This is a genomic window from Pseudoalteromonas sp. SCSIO 43101, from assembly GCF_023650775.1.
Taxonomy (GTDB): domain Bacteria; phylum Pseudomonadota; class Gammaproteobacteria; order Enterobacterales; family Alteromonadaceae; genus Pseudoalteromonas; species Pseudoalteromonas apostichopi.
Genome location: NZ_CP072674.1, coordinates 770,730 through 787,106 on the forward strand (window position 1 = coordinate 770,730; position 16,377 = coordinate 787,106).

Consider the following 16,377-nt stretch of genomic DNA (forward strand, 5'->3'; position numbering starts at 1 on the left):
TAGAGCTGAAGGACGGCTTTGTGCCATTTGCGGACTGTCGTAACCTTAGACTCTTGTTAGCCATTTACTCTGGTAGTGAAAATGTGAACTCTTGATAGTCGTGTTCTTTAGTCAGTGCTGAGGCTGTATTTTCAAAGTGCTGTAAAAAAAATTCAGACTCTACTGAATCAGGTGTCACATGCTCTTTCACAAATGGGTGCAATGCAATTCCTGCATTCAGAGACAAAGGCACAAAGTTGAAAAATATTTGAGATTTACTGAAACCTAAAGATTTTGCCTCTTCTTCAAATTTATCTGCATTTAAATAGTTACGAATTAGATCTCTAGCATTAGCTCTCAATCTTGATTCATTTCGTGGCAAAGTTAACAAATCGTCTAAATCAGACCAAGATAGAGGTATATCAAAGTACCCTCCACCTTCTTCCTCTTCAGGTACAACAGAATTTACGTATAGATACTTCTTTTTGTTTGTAGGCTTTTCACAAACTTGATTATGGTAGTTCCATAAACTTCTAATTCTGTTTGCTTTGTTATGGTGGCGAGCATTGCGAATTGCCAGAATTATGCAAAGTTCAGGGACTGAATACCAATCTACTGGCTTTCCTAATTCTTGCGCCATCAAATCATATAAATTATGGAATGCATTTAATTTTGCGTTAATTGCAGTTTCCACAGTACCCACGGCTTCTGCTCTATCAATATCAATTAATTGTTTTAATCTTTGATTCGATTCAAGCAGAACTCTAAACGTTTGAGTCAGGTCTTCGAAGGAATGGGTAAGCATATAAACTCCGTACGTATGAATTAATGGCTAACAGCTTATTGAACACCGTTTTGGTGGTTTATAACACACCAAAACGGCGTATATTACATACCCCGATAATTTCACCAATAATTTCCTTTGTAAACAAGTAATTAAAATAGCGAGATATTAAGCATGTTATTTTTCCCCAAAGCGGCGTTTAATAATGTTATCGAACAGAATTAGGCTCTTACTCAAAGAAGTAATAATAAATTTAACTTTTCAGTGTCCGCTCCTCGCTCATACCCGAATTCTTTTGTAGCGAGCTAAGCTTAAAACTCCATAAACACCGGAGTACAACTAATGCACCAGTTAACTATATATCAGCCTAAAGAGCCTTGGAATAAAAATAAGCTTGTAGGACAAAAGTTACCTCTAAAATTACAGCAAATATGGGCTATCCGAATACGACTGGAACTTTTTCATAAAATAAGAGATCTAGCACTATTTAACCTAGCCATAGATAGCAAACTAAGAGGGTGTGATTTAGTTTCACTAAAAGTTAATGACATTGCACATGGTAAAGCAATCCAATCACGGGCAATAGTCGTTCAAAAAAAGACTGGTATGCCTGTTCAATTTGAAATTACTGGAAATACAAGGAAATCAATTGTGGCGCTCATAGAGCAATTTACTCTCAATTCTTATGATTACTTGTTTAAGTCACGAATTCATTCCTCTGAACACCTTTCAACCCGTCAATATGGACGTATAGTTGACTCTTGGGTCACCTCAATTGGGTTAGATAAGACTCAATATGGCACTCATTCAATGAGACGTACCAAACCATCACTAATTTACAAAAAAACTAAAAATTTAAGAGCCTGTCAGCTTCTACTTGGCCATAGAAAACTAGAGAGCACTGTCAGGTACTTGGGAATAGAAGTTGATGATGCGTTAGAAGTATCAGAACAGATCGATGCTTAAATTTGAACCTAAGCCAGACTCGAAGTTAGAGTCTGGCACGTGCCATAATCCGACCTTGAGACACATAGAGATTAAGACTGCAAAGATACGAAAGCGGAAGTTAGCTTTGGCCTGTTTAACGACAAATATTCCGACAAAGCAGTCATGACTATTAGTTTATTGTTAAATCTAATCTTTCTTTTCGTTCATCTACTCAATAACCCCACGCTAAACGTGACTTTAGCGTGGGGTTAGAGTTCACAGTAATTTTATCTGGATAGCTCTTTTATTTTTTTCTCTGAAAACCAGCGATATAAAACAGGTAAAACAAATAATGTTAACAGTGTTGCAGTTACCAAGCCGCCAACAATAACACTCGCTAATGGGCGCTGTATTTCTGCACCAACACCATTAGACATTAACATCGGTATCAAACCTAAAGCTGATGTTATAGCAGTCATAAGTACAGGTCTTAATCTTGAAGTAGCGCCTTCAAAAACGGCTTTAGATGCTTCTAGACCGTCTTTAATACGTTGGTTGATACTTTCTACCATAACGACCCCATTCAATACCGCTACACCAAATAAGGTAATAAAGCCAACGGAGCTTGGTACAGACAAGTATTGTCCAGATAAATATAAGGAGAAAACTCCGCCAATTACAGCAAGCGGCACGTTGACCAATATCAGCATAGCTTGACCAACAGAACCAAAGGCAAAGTAAAGTAGTAGTGCGATTAGTGCTAACGATAAAGGTACAACTATAGCTAACCTATTTTGAGCACGTTTTTGACTTTCGAACTGGCCGCCAATCGAAACAGAATAACCTGAAGGTAAGTCAACCTTTTCAGCAATTACCGTTCTGATATCGGCAACCACGCTTCCCATATCTCGATTTTGTACATTTGCTTGGATAACGACTCTTCGTTGTACATCATCGCGTCTAACTTGTGGTGGGCCTGACTCAAATGAGACTGAGGCTACGTCACCCAGCCGCACCCAAGCACCAGTAGGTGATTGAAGCCGAATATCAGCAATAGCTTCTTTGTTACTTCGGTACTCTTCCTCTATGCGAACGTAAATATCATAACGTTCATTACCATTGATTATTTGTCCGGCTTCAACACCACCAATACCATCACGCACAACCTCCATTATGTCACTCACAGACAATCCAAAGCGTGATAGTTCTTGCCTGTTAGGACTTATCACCAATTGCGCTTCACCAGCAATTTGCTCCAATGCAACATCCCTTGCACCTTCAATGTTTTTAATTGCTGTTTCTATTTCTTGACCTTTAGCCGCCAGTACCTCAAGTTCAGGCCCAAACAACTTTATCGCCAACTGAGCCTTAACACCAGATAGTAGCTCATCGACACGAGTCGCAATAGGTTGAGAAAAGTTGAGTAGCAACCCAGGGAATTCTTCTAAAGATCTCTCCATTTTTCCTTGAAGTTCATATCGATTAGATGCACTGGTCCACTCAGAAACAGGCTTCAACCCTATGTAAATTTCGATGTTATTCACAGGCTCTGGGTCTCCACCTATTTCTGCTCGACCAATTCGGCTTAATGCATAGGTTACTTCAGGAAAAGCCATTAGTTTTTCTTCTAGAATTGGTGCCACAGTGAGCGCGGTATCTAAACTGGAAGAAGGTGCAAGCGTTGCTCTTAAGTTTATCGTCCCTTCTTCTAACTCAGGTACAAATTCAGTACCAATTAATGGAACTAATGCAAAGGCAGAGAAAACTAATATAAGTGCGGCTGAAATGACTAATTTGGTGCGTTTTAGTGCGAATGTAAGCCCTTTTCTGTAGAGTTTGTCTAATGGCCTAAGAACAAAGCTTTCCCTCTCTTTTACACCTGACTTAAATAAATAAGTAGCTAAAGCGGGTACAACAAACAACGCAACCACAATAGCAGATATAACAGCTAAAATGATGCTTATTGCCATAGGTTGAAATAACTTTGCCTCAACACCTTCAAAGCTAAATAAAGGCGTAAATACGACTAAAATAATAGAAGCTGCAAAAAATACGGGACGAGCCACTTCTTTACCCGCATTTTGAAGACGTAACTTAATACCATGCTCATCTTGTTCTACATCATGTGGATCAGTATCAGCACTAGGCACTCTTTCTTTTACAGTTTTTAAATGGGTAGAGTCTGGTCTATTTAAATGCTTAAACATGTTTTCAACCATCACGACTGAACCATCAACTAGCATACCAATGGCTACGGCAATGCCACCCAATGACATAAGGTTTGCAGAAATGCCCCACCAAGCCATGATCATTAACGCGATACCAATTGAAATTGGAATAGATATTAGGACAAGGAAGGTTGCACGTATATTCATTAAAAATAGTGCTAATACAATACAGATGAAAATAAATGCTAGTAATAGTGCATCAACTACTGTATCAACGGCTTTTTCAATCAAATCAGTCTGATCATAAAATGGTTCAAAGCGAACACCTTTAGGCAATGCTTGATTAATCAATGGGATTCTTGCATTGATACCATCAATGGTGGCTTTAGTATTAGACCCCATGCGTTTTAAGACAATGCCAGAGACAACTTCACCTAAATTTTCGACTTTACCGTCTTCGGTTTTGCGCGTCATTGTGACAGCACCTTGACGAATTTCACTGCCCATTTCAACTTTAGCAATATCCGAAACCGTCACAACTGTCCCATCAACTGTTTTGACGGGAACTTGTTTGATATTACTAATACCAGCGTCACCACTTTCAAACCAACCTGCACCTCTAATAACAAGCTGCTCTTGCCCACGGTTCATATACCATCCGCCAACATTGGCATTGTTGTTATCTAGGGCACCAACAACGTCTTCTTGCGTTAGGTTATAAGAAAGAAGCTTAGATGGATCTACATTTACTTGGTACTGCCTAACAATACCTCCAAAGGAGAGTACATCAGTAACACCATCGACAGGCATAACGAGTAATTTTACTACCCAATCATTGAGACTCCTGAGTGCCATAGCATCATAGCCTGCATCTTTATCTGAAATAAGAAGGTACTGAAATACTTGGCCTAGCCCTGAGGTGTTTGGCCCCATTTCGGGTGTGCCGACACCTTCTGGTATCAGTTCTTTTGCGGCTTGAAGACGCTCAAATACAAGTTGTCTTGCAAAGTAAATGTCGGTGCCTTCTTTGAAAACAACCGTGACGCCAGACAAGCCTGTTTTAGAAATTGAGCGCACTTGTTCTACATCAGGTAAGGCATACATGACCGCTTCAATGGGGTACGTAATGAGTTGTTCAACTTCTTCAGCAGCTAGTCCTGGCGCTTCAGTATTTACAGCAACTTGAACATTAGTAACATCAGGAAAGGCATCTAAATTTAGTTTTGGTATAACCATAATTGCGCCGACAATTGTGGCAAACAGCGCAATCAAAATCAGGAGTCTATTATTAACAGACCAATCTATTATTTTATTAAACATAGTCTTGCTCCTTAGTGGTTATGCGGATCAAATCCGCCTTTAGCGATTTCAGAAGCAACAAAAAATGCGCCTTTGGTTACAATTCGCGTCCCACTATCAAGGCCAATGATTTCCCTAAAATCACCTAAGGCTCGGCCTAGTTCTACTTCTACAGCTTTAAATTCTCCAGGGTGGTCTTCGACAAATACGGTCCAATCACCATCTGCGCTGCGGATCAATGCTTCTTCTGGCACAGCCATCACTTTCTGCTTTGTGGCAAACTGAAAGTAAACTTTTACAAACATACCTGAATGAAGGTTATCATCAGCATTCTGTACCCCCAATCTAATAATTCTTGTACGAGTTACGGGATCAATTGTATGGGCTTCTTGGATAACTTTGGCATTGTAACTCTGGCCTTCTAATTTAAGTACCGCAGGAGAATCAATTGATAAATTTAGCTTTTTATTTGGAGAAACTTTTGCTTCAACCCATAGTTGTTTTTCATCAGCTAACAACATGACTGAATCCCCAGCATCAACACGTTGCCCTTGGATAAAGTCGTCTTGAAGCACGACACCTTCACGGTGCGCCGTTAATGCATATTGTCCAAATGCTTTAATGTCTTTGTTAGAAATACCATTTATTGCTTTTTCAGTTAACCCTAAAGCAATGAGCTTGCCATAGCTCGCATTGTATGTTGTTTCAGCTTGTAATAATCGACTTTCACTCACCGTCTTATTACCCAGCTTTTTTACACGTTGCCATTCGGTTGAAGCGATTAAATAGTCAGCTTGTGCTTGTGCCATTGCTTCACTAAATAATGTAACTAACTTCTGACCTATTTCTACATACTCGCCAAGCGCTGCATGGCGACTGATAATGACTGACTCTGTACGTGGTGATACCACATAACTTTTATAGCCATTAGCTTTTATTTCGCCAGGTGCATATACGGAGCTAAATTGATATTCAGGCTTAACACTTTCCACTTTAATGTTAGCAAGCGACATCTTCTTTGGATCAATAGTGATACCTTCTTCATGTCCTTCTTCTCCCTCTTTATTACCACCTTCATGGCCGTGCTCGTCATGGTCACCTTTATCTTCTTCATGTCCCTTTTCGTGTTCATGCTCATCTTGATGTTCTTTTTCTTCTTGTTTCGAAACGTTTGTGACAGAACCAGTTCCATCTGACGACTGTGCAAAAGCATCATGATTTGTAGTAAACCCAACTAACAGGCAGCTAATTACTACGGCTAAAAATTTTTTACTAATTACTGTATTCATTTTTGTAACCTATATTTTTAATAAATTTAAGATTTCGTTTTTCGCTACTGAAAAAACAAAGCGCTCAAATCTCAAATTTGGATAACTGACCCATACTTAAAATGAAGGATATTTCTGCAAGCTTGAATTGATTTTCCAAACGTATTCCTGCATGAAGCCCTTCCGCACGTTGATTTAATGCAAGTAAGTAGTCAGAAGTATTAATGTCACCAGCTTCCCAGCGCTTATTTAATAAGTTTTCGCTGCTATCTAATCTGCCTTTTGTCAGTTTTTGCCATTGCTCATAATATTTTTTACTGACAATAAGCGATTCATAATTAGCTTTTGCTTCAAATGACTGCTTTCGATAAACCGACCGAAAGTTAGCCTCTGCTGCAATTGCTTCTGAATAAGCGGCTTTAACAGTATCTGAATAGTTATTTCTGATATTTAAAGGCATTGAGAAAGTCACGCCAATCAAGTCTTCATCTCCACTTTTCCCTGCGTTAACTCCAATGGTTGGATTGGCTTTAGATTCCATAGTGGTTAGTTGAGCTTTAGATTGTTTTATCTTCCATTGCGCTCTAGCGAGTTTAACTTTTGGATGTTCCTCAACCCACTGAGAGTTAAATGAATAGTTTGTTGCTCCAAAAGTAAATGAAAACAAATTGGTAGTATTAGGCGTCCAATCAGGCAATAACTCCTGAACATTTACCTCTGCATTTTTCAAAGCAATTTGCGACTCAGATATTTCACTGAAAACTTGGGACAAGTTTAAATAAACCAGTTCAGCGTCAAGTGGCTCTAAAAGTCCTGCTTTTCGCTTATCTTCAATAATTCCAACGAGCGTTTGTAATTGATTTTCTCTTACTGAAAGTAACTGAGCCACCTTTTTTGCTGCTTGCCAATTAACTATTGCAGTTAAAGCGTTAGCCTTTTTAGAATCGAGTAGAGATAACAATTGTTGCTGGTTTGCATAAACACCAATTTCACCAATGCTTTTATTTGCTGATTGCTTATCCCAAAAATCAATCGTTTGACTGATACCAATAGAATAATTATCAAAATCACCCTCTTTTTCATAGCTTGCTTCAAGCTCTGGGTTATATACGGCTTTAGTTAAGCTCTTGGCTCTATGATTACTTGCATTAAGTAACTCTTTAGCCGCAACAACTTCGGGATCTTTATTTATTTGACTATCTAGCCATGAAATACTTTTCTGTTTGGCATAAGTGGCAACTGAAAAACTCACAGCCATACATAAAGACAGGACTAAACCTGCATTTTTTAAATATATATACATAAAAATTCTTAATTTTAAAATTAATAAACACGAAACCTTTATCCATTATTAAAGGATAAATAGGTCATTAAAAATTAATCTAATTAAGAAATGGGCGGACGAAGTATCGCTTCAAGAAAGGTACTTGTTTGATCAATTTGATAAGGCGTTTTATTGATAATGTTTAGTTTGCCCGTGGTATTTGAATTACTGACTAAAATCCAAGATAAGTGGCTGCCACTGCAATGTCCGCAGTGATGACAATCTTTTTCATTATGCTGCTCATCACCTACATTATCATTTGAGACATTTCGATCATCTGCATGATCATGTTGAATTTGAAGGTGCTCTATATCTATTTGGTGATTCTCAGGTGTTGCGGATACAACAGCAGTTAACGATTGCAAAACAATCGAAACGACTAATAGTATTTTTAACGCAACATTGAATTTCAAAATAAACACCTACTTAAATATGAAAAATTATAATATCAAAAAAAGGTTTTCTAAACTAGCCATGCGCATGTTTTTCATGCTCGTCACGGCAAGTTTCTTGAGGAAACTCAAACTCAATGGTTGTATGAGATAAATTATAAGAAGAAAGTTCCTTAGCCACTTGTTGTTTTAGCCTAATTAATTTATCAACCTCAAAGTTATGGGCTAACTCTAGGTGAGCAGTTAATACGTGACTTTCCCCGTCTAATGACCAAAAGTGCATATGATGAATCCCATTAATTTCAGGTATAGCCTTTATCGCTTTTTCAATATTATTCTGCACTTCTTCATCAGGTGTAGCTTGAAGAAATAGTGCCAATGTTGTTTTCAGGTTTTTCAAAACGTTAAACAATATAAACAGTGTAAAGCCTATAGAAAGCAAAGGATCTAATATTGGTAGATCTACAAAAAGCAGCACGATAGAAACAATTAGGACTGCAACCCAGCCAAGTACGTCTTCAAGCAAATGCCACGTAAGTACTTTTTCGTTCAGCGTTTTACCCGCTTTTAGTTTAAATACTGCATACCCATTAACAGCAACCCCAAGTAATGCAAGACCCAACATTCCTTCAGCCATTGGCATTTCAGGATTAGATAATCTTGGTATTGCTTCAAATAGCACCCAGACAGAACCAATAACTAATACAATACTGTTAATTAATGCGCCAAACAGGGTAAGACGACGATAGCCATAGCTAAATCTATCGGATGCTTCTTTATCCGAGAAACGACTCAGTATCCAAGCGAATCCTATAGATAAACTGTCACCCAGGTCATGTACAGCATCAGCCATAATAGCGGTACTGTTGGTTAGCCAACCACCAATAAATTCGATAATAGTAAATGAAACATTAAGGAAAAATGTCCAACCTATACGGTCGTCTTTTCCATGCGAATGGCTATGGCTATGATTGTGCATTTTCCACCTCAAGAACTTTTAAATTTCTTACATTGACTACGTTAAAATTGATAAAGTGACGGATCACTCGTTGATACATCCAACGTTTGATTCCTGATAAGTTAGTTCCTTTTTCGAGATAAAACTCATCAGGGGAATTATAAACACCAAAATCATCATGAATACCTTCTTTTTGTATATAGGTATCTTGACCACGCCAATCTGTATCTGGCGAAGAGAAACACTTTGTTGCAACACCATAACCACAAAATTCGTTTTTTATTTGACTAAATTTGTGCTGTAGTGAACTTAAATATTGTTCATCTAATATAAAGCCTTCTAAGTTTATCCAACGATCCTTGAAATAAACTTCAATCCAACTATGAATGATATATTTAGGTGCTAACCAAAATACATAAGTTGGAATAGCTCCTTTTTGTAATCGCTGCTCAATAGTAAAGCCGTGAAAACGACATTGAATACCTAATCCTCGTAACAAAGCCATCAGCAAGTTACCCTTGGTATTGCATTGTCCGTAACCATCGGCTAAAACACTGCTTGCTGAAATATCATCACTCTCATTGTAACCAAATAATATTTCATCTTTAACAAATTGGTAGGCTGCACCAATTTTGTTGAAGTCATCGAGTTCTTGCCAATTACGCTCAGAAATTAATGATTGAATTGTAGAGTGTTCAAAATTTACTATCTTGGTTTTTTCTAGATATTTGCTATTCATTGATGTTTCCTTACTTTGAACAACCAAAGGTTGATTGTTTATCTTCATTTGGTGTTTAACGTGTTTTCTCAGCAACAGCTAATTCTTGTTTAGCATCGCTTAGTATTCGGTAAGCGCCTCGAAGAATTAACATTGAAATGATGCTACCAATGACGATATCAGGCCAACGCTGTTTCAGCACCATAACGAGTATGCCTGCGATAACGACACCAAGATTTGCAATTACATCATTCGCTGAAAATATCCAGCTAGCTCTCATATGTACTTCATCGTTGTTGTGCTTTCGAATAAGGATGAGACAAATCACATTTGCAACTAAAGCAACCATGCCTACGCCAATCATAAACCAAGAGTGAGGCTCACTTTCACCATACAGCCTTCTAGCAATATCCATTAGAATTAGCACGCCTAACCCCAGTTGGAAATAGCCACTCACTAAAGCAGCATTAGCCTTATGTTGGATTGACTTTCCCACCGCGTATAGTGCAATTGCATAGACGATTGCATCCGCTAGCATGTCTAACGAATCTGCAATTAAAGCCGTTGATTCTGATAACCAACCAAAGCCAATTTCAAAAACAAACATCGAGGCATTGATAGCCAGAAGCCAATAAAGCACCGTTTTTTGCTGGTTATCTTTTAGCTCAACTTCACACCCACAATCGCTCATTTTCATCTCCGATTAACTTGTATGCTCTAACTATAAATCCTATAGTGACTATAGGGTCAAGTTTATTTGGAAATTTTATGAAAATTGGTGAGTTATCGAAAACATCGGGGTATTCAGTACAAACCATCCGATATTATGAAAAGGAGGGCTTGCTGTCAGATCCTGATCGCACTGAAGGGAATTTCAGGTTGTATTCTAATAAGGCATTTAAAGAGCTAGAGTTCGTAAAGCATTGTCGAAGTTTAGATATTCCGCTTAATGATATTAAGCGACTCATTGAATTAAAAAACAAGCCAGAGGAGAGTTGCTCTAGTGTAAATGCATTAATTGATCGGCAACTAACTTTAGTTAATCAACGAATGAAGGAATTGAATGCACTCAAAAAAGAGTTAAAACTAATGGCAAGCTCTTGCGGGTCTGACGGTACAATTGAAGTCTGTGGCATTATCAAGTCATTAGATAGTTGAACTAAATATAACTTTAGATTAGTAGTATTCACAAAGGCAATAATGAAAACCATTGGCAAATTAGCACAATCATTAAATTTAAATGTAGAAACCATTCGTTTTTATGAACGAGAAGGACTGATTACACAACCTGAAAAACCAATATCTGGTTATAGACAATATGACGAATCAATAGCAGGACAACTTAGGTTTATCACAAAAGCCAAAGCGCTCGGCTTTACGTTAAGAGAAATAAAATCGCTAATGTCTATGGACAGCAACTGCGCTCAAGTTGAGCTATTAAACCGACAAAAGTTAGCAATCATTCGAGACAAAATTAATGACCTTCAACGTTTAGAGAAAGTAATTGTGGGTATGACAAATACCTGTATGCAAAACGAAGATCCAACACATTGCCCCATAATTGACTCATTAAAATGATTGACTCCGTACTTGTATACGGAGTTTAGAATGATGGTAATATCAACCAATAGACTTTCAAATGATAAATAAAATATTAGACAGAGTAGGCTCTAGTGGCGTTTGGCTAGCGGCACGGCCTGCCTCCCTGCATTAAGGTCACTTGCATCGGCATTAGGACTAGGCTTCTTCTCTCACTTCGAAGGAATAGCTGTAAATACGCTTTTACCTATTTTTGCATCTTTGGAACTATTGGTAAACTTATACAACTGGCACAAAAATAAAAACCATACCAGAGCTGTCTTCAGCATTCTAGGGCCTGTAGCAGTGCTATTAACGCTTTATCCTCTTTGGCTATATGATTGGAGCACATACCTATTTTACTTTGGTATTTGCTTAATGGTCGTTATGTCGGTTTTGGATATCGTAAAACCAGTAAGGGAGCAAACATGCAACGTATGGCTAATTGCCGTCGTTGAAACGATTAACGGTCAATGTCTGCTTTTCGCTCAAAGCTGCCCTTAGAGCATTTACGTTAACTCGTTTTGGGGCGTGCGACGTGAAGTCGTATGAAGCGCTGTTCACCGCTTAATGAGTGAACCATCTGTATCACCAGATGATCCTAGGAGCCTGAATAAAGTAGCGGCTCTGACAATGTAACGAAGGTTGGTATGCGCCAATCGGGATCTTAATCGTGAGAGGACGATCCTCCTGATAACCACAAATCGGGTGAGTGCTAGGCAGTCAGTATGATGAACATAAGTGAATCCGCGTAAGGTGCGTTATACGATGAAACAGCGGAAGTGGTTAATACGCTGTAGCCAAAAGGCACGAGAGTCGGAAAGAGATTGCCCCATGCTCTTTCGTGATCACTGAACTCTCCGCACTATAGCGGGCATCTAACCTGACATTGCGCAACATACGGAACACGGTAAGCCTGTATCACTCCCTTTGGGAAAGCTTATATAGCCGATAGTGATGCAGGTAGAGGATGTTGGAGAAAGCAAAGGCTGGATTGTAATGATGCAGATACAGACGTCTGTCTGGCACGAAAGTGAGCTGACTTCCGACTGGTCTTCCGTTGCAAGAGAATTTGAAGAACTTTATTCAAGGAGAAACGCAAATGATGATTTCAAAAGAGATTAGTGCCTCCCCTGACAGTGCTCAATGGCAATCCATAAATTGGAAAACTGTTGAGTCGCACGTTTTAAAGCTTCAGATGCGTATTGCAAAAGCAACAAGAGAAGGTAAACACAGCAAAGCGAAAGCGTTGCAGTGGATACTGACTCACTCGCATTCGGCAAAACTTCTTGCTGTTAAGCGAGTATCACAAAACAAAGGCAGTAAAACGCCCGGAATAGACGGCGTCATCTGGAATACGGATACGCGCCGCATGAAAGCAGTCAATCAATTGAGCAGAAAGGCTTATCAAGCCAAACCGCTCAAGCGTATCTACATCCCTAAGAAAAACGGCAAGCTCAGACCTTTGGGTATCCCGTGCATGGTCGATAGAGCGCTACAAGCGCTTCACCTTCTTGCACTAGAGCCTGTGTCAGAAACACTTGCTGACCCAAATAGCTACGGATTTCGGCGCAATAGAAGCACTGCTGATGCTATTGCTCAGTGTTTTCTCTGTTTGAGTAAAAAGCAATCCGCGCAATGGGTTCTTGAGGGAGATATCAAAGCCTGTTTCGACAAGATTGGGCATCAATGGCTTATGAATAATATAGCTGTAGATAAACGAATGTTGGAACAATGGTTAAAGTCTGGTTTTATGGACAAAGGGCTGTTCTATCGCACTGACGAGGGAACACCACAAGGCGGGATCATATCTCCAACCTTGATGCTGATGACTCTTGCAGGTCTTGAGCAACGCATTAAGTCCACCGCACTTAAAAATGGGGCGAGAGCCAACTTTATAGGATACGCCGATGATTTCGTAGTCACATGCACTTCAAAGGACGTGCTGGAGAACGATATCAAACCGTTGATTGCTGACTTCTTAGCACATAGAGGCTTAACGCTCTCCGAAGAGAAAACGCACATTACCCACATTAGCCGTGGTTTTGACTTCCTAGGCTTTAACCATAGGAAGTACAAAGGAAAACTGCTCATTAAACCGAGCAAATCTAACACGTTAATATTTCTGAGTAACTTGCGCGAACTCATTAAAAAGCACGCAACTACCCCCGTTAACGATCTAATCAAGTTGATAAATCCGAAACTCAGGGGTTGGTCGAATTACTATCGCCATTGCGTTGCCAAACAAGTATTCGGATATGTGAGCCACAAACTATTTCTAGCGTTATGGCATTGGGCTAAAAGGCGTCATCCAACAAAATCAAAAACTTGGATCGCCATGAAGTACTTTATCAACCGTCGAGGCCAATGGCAATTTCACGGTTGGCAGAAGAGCATGAACATGAACATGAACATGAACATGGATTGTCAGTTTAATCTATTTCAAATAGCTAAGGTGCCAATAGAGAGACATGTGAAAATCAGGAGTGAAGCTACGCCTTTTGATCCTTTATACCAAGAATACTTGGCAAAGAGAAAAGCAAAGAGGCAATGCCGCAACTCTTGGAATGAGCCTAATCTCGCTGCTTTATAAGTTGCTGGGTACCAATTAGGTGCCTTCGTGAAGGCTTGAGCCGTATGCAGTGAAAGTTGCACGTACGGTTCTTAGGAGGGCGACACTTGGTAACAGGTGTCGTCTATCCGACAAAAACAAGTTACAGTTACTTACTTTTTAGCATATGAAAAACTGTCAGACTCAATTGAGCCGCTCAACCAAACCTGACAGCATTAACTGACTTAAGTTTAAAGCGTCATTACGATTCGGCCTGTGATATCACCTTTTAGCATGTCGTCAAAAATATCATTGATATCTTCGAGTCGTTTTTCTTCAATAATGGCTTTAACTTTACCTTTAGCAGCAAAGTCGAGGCATTCTTATAAGTCTTTACGCGTACCAACAATTGAGCCAACAACAGACACACCATTTAACACGGTGTCGAAAATTGGCAATGGCATATCTTCTGGTGGTAAACCTACAAGTACGCACTTACCGCCACGGCGCACGCTTTTATAAGCTTGCTCAAAACCGGGTTTTGAAACAGCCGTACACACAACACCATGTGCCCCGCCCACTTGCTCAAAAATGGTTTCTGAAGGTACTTGCTTCATAAAATCTATGGTGATGTCTGCGCCAAGCTCTTTGGCTAGTGCCAACTTGCTCTCGCCGGTATCAACGGCAATTACATTAAAGCCCATTGCTTTTGCGTATTGCACCGCCAAATGACCAAGGCCGCCAACACCAACAATTGCCACCCAGTCACCCGCTTTTGCATCGGTAACTTTAAGCGCCTTATAGGTTGTAACCCCCGCGCAAAATAGAGGTGCGGCTTCTGCAAAGCCTAATCCTTCAGGAATTTTAATCACATAATCACCATGGGCAACACAGTATTCGGCGTAACCACCATCGACTGAATAACCTGTGTTGTGCTGCTCAAGGCATAAGGTTTCTTTGCCTTCTAAACAAAACTCACAATGCCCGCAGGCGCTATATAACCAAGGAACACCGACACGGTCGCCTACTGATAAGTGTTTAATGTTTGCACCTACTTTTTCGATAGTACCTACCCCTTCATGGCCCGGCACTAATGGCATTTTCGGTTTAACTGGCCAATCTCCATGACAAGCATGTAAATCTGTGTGGCACACTCCACACGCGGCAATTTTAACTAGCACATCGTTAATTCCCACCTCTGGGCATGGGATATCTTCGATTGTTAATTTACCCTTGTACTCTTTATTTACTGCAGCTTTCATAACGTTCCTCCATGGTATTATTGGATTTCAGCCTATACGATAAACTTATTAGCCCCGAATTCAGATAATAAGTGCACCACTCATGGTTAAACGGTGAGAAGAGATCAACTGCCTGTTGGTGGTACTCTATCGTCGCCAAACAAACAGAAGCATTTACCATGAGTTACAAGCAGTTGATCGCAGGACAAAGATACCAGATAGAAGCCTACTTACGCGAGGGCTTTAGTTATCGTGAGATAGGCAAACGCCTGAAAGTCAGTCATAGCACCATTAGCCGAGAAATCAGACGAAATAGGATCCGGGAAAATCACTATCTACCCGAAGTCGCCCAGGCAAAGACACTCAAAAGGCGCGTTCAAGCCGCAAAGTCGTGTCTATCTAAGCTGACCATCACCTTTGTTGAGTTCGGATTAAAACAAAAGTGGAGTCCCGAGCAAATTGCAGGCGTGGGCCGGATTATTGGGCTTTCAGTGAGTCATGCATGGATTTACGGTTATGTGCAACGGGATAAATTGAGTGGCGGCAAGTTGTTTAGGCACTTACGACAAGGCCATCGACGATATCGCAAAGGTCGTCGTGCGAAGCGTGTCATTATCCCGAACCGAGTGGGCATTGAGCACCGCCCAGCGATTGTTGACAAGAAAAGACGGTTCGGTGACTGGGAAGCTGATACCGTACTGGGTAAGCATGGAACGGGTGCCATAGTCAGCCTAGTTGAACGCCAAAGCAAGCTTTATTTAATACGTAAAGTGCCAGCAAAGAGCGCGGCAGACGTAAGCAGAGCCATGATAGGCATGCTGTGGCGATATCGCCGTCATGTGCATACGATAACCGCTGATAATGGCAGCGAGTTCTGTGACCACGAGCTAGTTGCAGATAAGCTCAACACTGATATTTATTTTGCGAATCCGTATTCCTCATGGGAGCGCGGATTGAATGAAAACTTCAACGGTTTACTGCGCCAGTACATACGCAAAGGCACGGATTTAAGAACGGTAACGGATAAGCAGGTGGCCGATATAGAACGTGCGCTAAACGCCAGACCTAGAAAGTGCCTAGGTTACAAACAGCCTGTCGTTGTGTTTAACGAATTACGCAATGCGGCCTAATTTAGCGAGTGGTGCACTTCGGGGTTGAATTCGCGACTGTCACTATTATTGATCCACATC

Annotated in this window: 14 protein-coding genes and 1 pseudogene; 6 read left to right on the plus strand and 9 right to left on the minus strand. The window is 40.1% G+C overall.

Translation table 11 applies throughout. From position 1 onward, the window contains the following. Positions 1-64 precede the first annotated feature (64 nt). A complete protein-coding gene (locus tag J8Z25_RS20475) occupies positions 65-784 on the minus strand; it encodes a PI-PLC domain-containing protein (RefSeq protein WP_058155173.1) in 720 nt (239 codons plus the stop codon). A 321-nt stretch (positions 785-1,105) separates the two neighbouring features. On the opposite strand from J8Z25_RS20475, the gene J8Z25_RS20480 reads away from it, so the two are divergent. Further along, positions 1,106-1,729 (plus strand): tyrosine-type recombinase/integrase, encoded by a 624-nt coding sequence (locus tag J8Z25_RS20480; protein ID WP_004589486.1) that lies wholly within the window; start codon positions 1,106-1,108, stop codon positions 1,727-1,729. 248 nt (positions 1,730-1,977) lie between these two features. Here the strand turns inward: J8Z25_RS20480 and J8Z25_RS20485 are convergent, their stop codons facing one another. The 7 genes from J8Z25_RS20485 to J8Z25_RS20515 all read right to left on the minus strand — a co-directional run bounded on the left by J8Z25_RS20485 (position 1,978) and on the right by J8Z25_RS20515 (position 10,508). Then, positions 1,978-5,178, minus strand: a complete 3,201-nt coding sequence (locus J8Z25_RS20485; RefSeq protein ID WP_250662150.1) for an efflux RND transporter permease subunit — start codon at positions 5,176-5,178, stop codon at positions 1,978-1,980. 11 nt (positions 5,179-5,189) lie between these two features. Continuing rightward, positions 5,190-6,446, minus strand: coding sequence for an efflux RND transporter periplasmic adaptor subunit (locus J8Z25_RS20490; RefSeq protein WP_002962258.1), 1,257 nt, complete (start codon positions 6,444-6,446; stop codon positions 5,190-5,192). Positions 6,447-6,510: 64 nt separating this feature from the next. Beyond that, the gene (locus tag J8Z25_RS20495) at positions 6,511-7,728 is read right to left on the minus strand and encodes a TolC family protein (RefSeq protein WP_008468875.1); all 1,218 of its coding nucleotides are present in this window, start codon (positions 7,726-7,728) and stop codon (positions 6,511-6,513) included. A gap of 83 nt (positions 7,729-7,811) precedes the next feature. Beyond that, a complete protein-coding gene (locus tag J8Z25_RS20500; protein WP_004588885.1) occupies positions 7,812-8,162 on the minus strand; it encodes a hypothetical protein in 351 nt (116 codons plus the stop codon). A 55-nt stretch (positions 8,163-8,217) separates the two neighbouring features. Next, a complete protein-coding gene (locus tag J8Z25_RS20505) occupies positions 8,218-9,120 on the minus strand; it encodes a cation diffusion facilitator family transporter (RefSeq protein WP_004588886.1) in 903 nt (300 codons plus the stop codon). Next, positions 9,107-9,838, minus strand: coding sequence for a transglutaminase-like domain-containing protein (locus J8Z25_RS20510; protein WP_004588887.1), 732 nt, complete (start codon positions 9,836-9,838; stop codon positions 9,107-9,109). The genes J8Z25_RS20505 and J8Z25_RS20510 overlap by 14 nt, the downstream gene beginning before the upstream one ends. A gap of 55 nt (positions 9,839-9,893) precedes the next feature. Then, positions 9,894-10,508, minus strand: coding sequence for a cation efflux transmembrane domain-containing protein (locus J8Z25_RS20515; protein WP_004588888.1), 615 nt, complete (start codon positions 10,506-10,508; stop codon positions 9,894-9,896). Between the two features lie 77 nt (positions 10,509-10,585). Between J8Z25_RS20515 and J8Z25_RS20520 the strand changes: the two genes are divergently transcribed. From J8Z25_RS20520 to ltrA, 4 genes are all read left to right on the plus strand, one after another. Continuing rightward, positions 10,586-10,975 (plus strand): Cd(II)/Pb(II)-responsive transcriptional regulator, encoded by a 390-nt coding sequence (locus tag J8Z25_RS20520; protein ID WP_004588889.1) that lies wholly within the window; start codon positions 10,586-10,588, stop codon positions 10,973-10,975. 42 nt (positions 10,976-11,017) lie between these two features. Next, positions 11,018-11,395 carry a MerR family transcriptional regulator gene (locus J8Z25_RS20525; RefSeq protein ID WP_004588890.1) on the plus strand — a complete coding sequence of 126 codons (378 nt, stop codon included), beginning with the start codon at positions 11,018-11,020 and terminating at the stop codon, positions 11,393-11,395. A 102-nt stretch (positions 11,396-11,497) separates the two neighbouring features. Continuing rightward, positions 11,498-11,899: a MerC family mercury resistance protein gene (locus J8Z25_RS20530; RefSeq protein WP_239978102.1), complete on the plus strand. Its 402-nt coding sequence runs from the start codon at positions 11,498-11,500 to the stop codon at positions 11,897-11,899. A gap of 598 nt (positions 11,900-12,497) precedes the next feature. Next, entirely contained in the window at positions 12,498-13,988 is a 1,491-nt protein-coding gene (ltrA, locus tag J8Z25_RS20535; protein ID WP_130050855.1) for a group II intron reverse transcriptase/maturase, read from the plus strand. 209 nt (positions 13,989-14,197) lie between these two features. Here the strand turns inward: ltrA and adhP are convergent. Then, positions 14,198-15,208, minus strand: a pseudogene (adhP, locus tag J8Z25_RS20540) (alcohol dehydrogenase AdhP). Between the two features lie 158 nt (positions 15,209-15,366). Between adhP and J8Z25_RS20545 the strand changes: the two are divergent. Beyond that, entirely contained in the window at positions 15,367-16,317 is a 951-nt protein-coding gene (locus J8Z25_RS20545; RefSeq protein WP_063528617.1) for an IS30 family transposase, read from the plus strand. Positions 16,318-16,377: the final 60 nt, after the last annotated feature.

Bases quoted from the DNA above. Each gene is read 5' to 3' on its own strand.
- J8Z25_RS20475 (WP_058155173.1), bottom strand. From the start codon at position 784: ATGCTTACCCATTCCTTCGAAGACCTGACTCAAACGTTTAGAGTTCTG.
- J8Z25_RS20480 (WP_004589486.1), top strand. From the start codon at position 1,106: ATGCACCAGTTAACTATATATCAGCCTAAAGAGCCTTGGAATAAAAAT.
- J8Z25_RS20485 (WP_250662150.1), bottom strand. From the start codon at position 5,178: ATGTTTAATAAAATAATAGATTGGTCTGTTAATAATAGACTCCTGATT.
- J8Z25_RS20490 (WP_002962258.1), bottom strand. From the start codon at position 6,446: ATGAATACAGTAATTAGTAAAAAATTTTTAGCCGTAGTAATTAGCTGC.
- J8Z25_RS20495 (WP_008468875.1), bottom strand. From the start codon at position 7,728: ATGTATATATATTTAAAAAATGCAGGTTTAGTCCTGTCTTTATGTATG.
- J8Z25_RS20505 (WP_004588886.1), bottom strand. From the start codon at position 9,120: ATGCACAATCATAGCCATAGCCATTCGCATGGAAAAGACGACCGTATA.
- J8Z25_RS20510 (WP_004588887.1), bottom strand. From the start codon at position 9,838: ATGAATAGCAAATATCTAGAAAAAACCAAGATAGTAAATTTTGAACAC.
- J8Z25_RS20515 (WP_004588888.1), bottom strand. From the start codon at position 10,508: ATGAGCGATTGTGGGTGTGAAGTTGAGCTAAAAGATAACCAGCAAAAA.
- J8Z25_RS20520 (WP_004588889.1), top strand. From the start codon at position 10,586: ATGAAAATTGGTGAGTTATCGAAAACATCGGGGTATTCAGTACAAACC.
- J8Z25_RS20525 (WP_004588890.1), top strand. From the start codon at position 11,018: ATGAAAACCATTGGCAAATTAGCACAATCATTAAATTTAAATGTAGAA.
- ltrA (WP_130050855.1), top strand. From the start codon at position 12,498: ATGATGATTTCAAAAGAGATTAGTGCCTCCCCTGACAGTGCTCAATGG.
- J8Z25_RS20545 (WP_063528617.1), top strand. From the start codon at position 15,367: ATGAGTTACAAGCAGTTGATCGCAGGACAAAGATACCAGATAGAAGCC.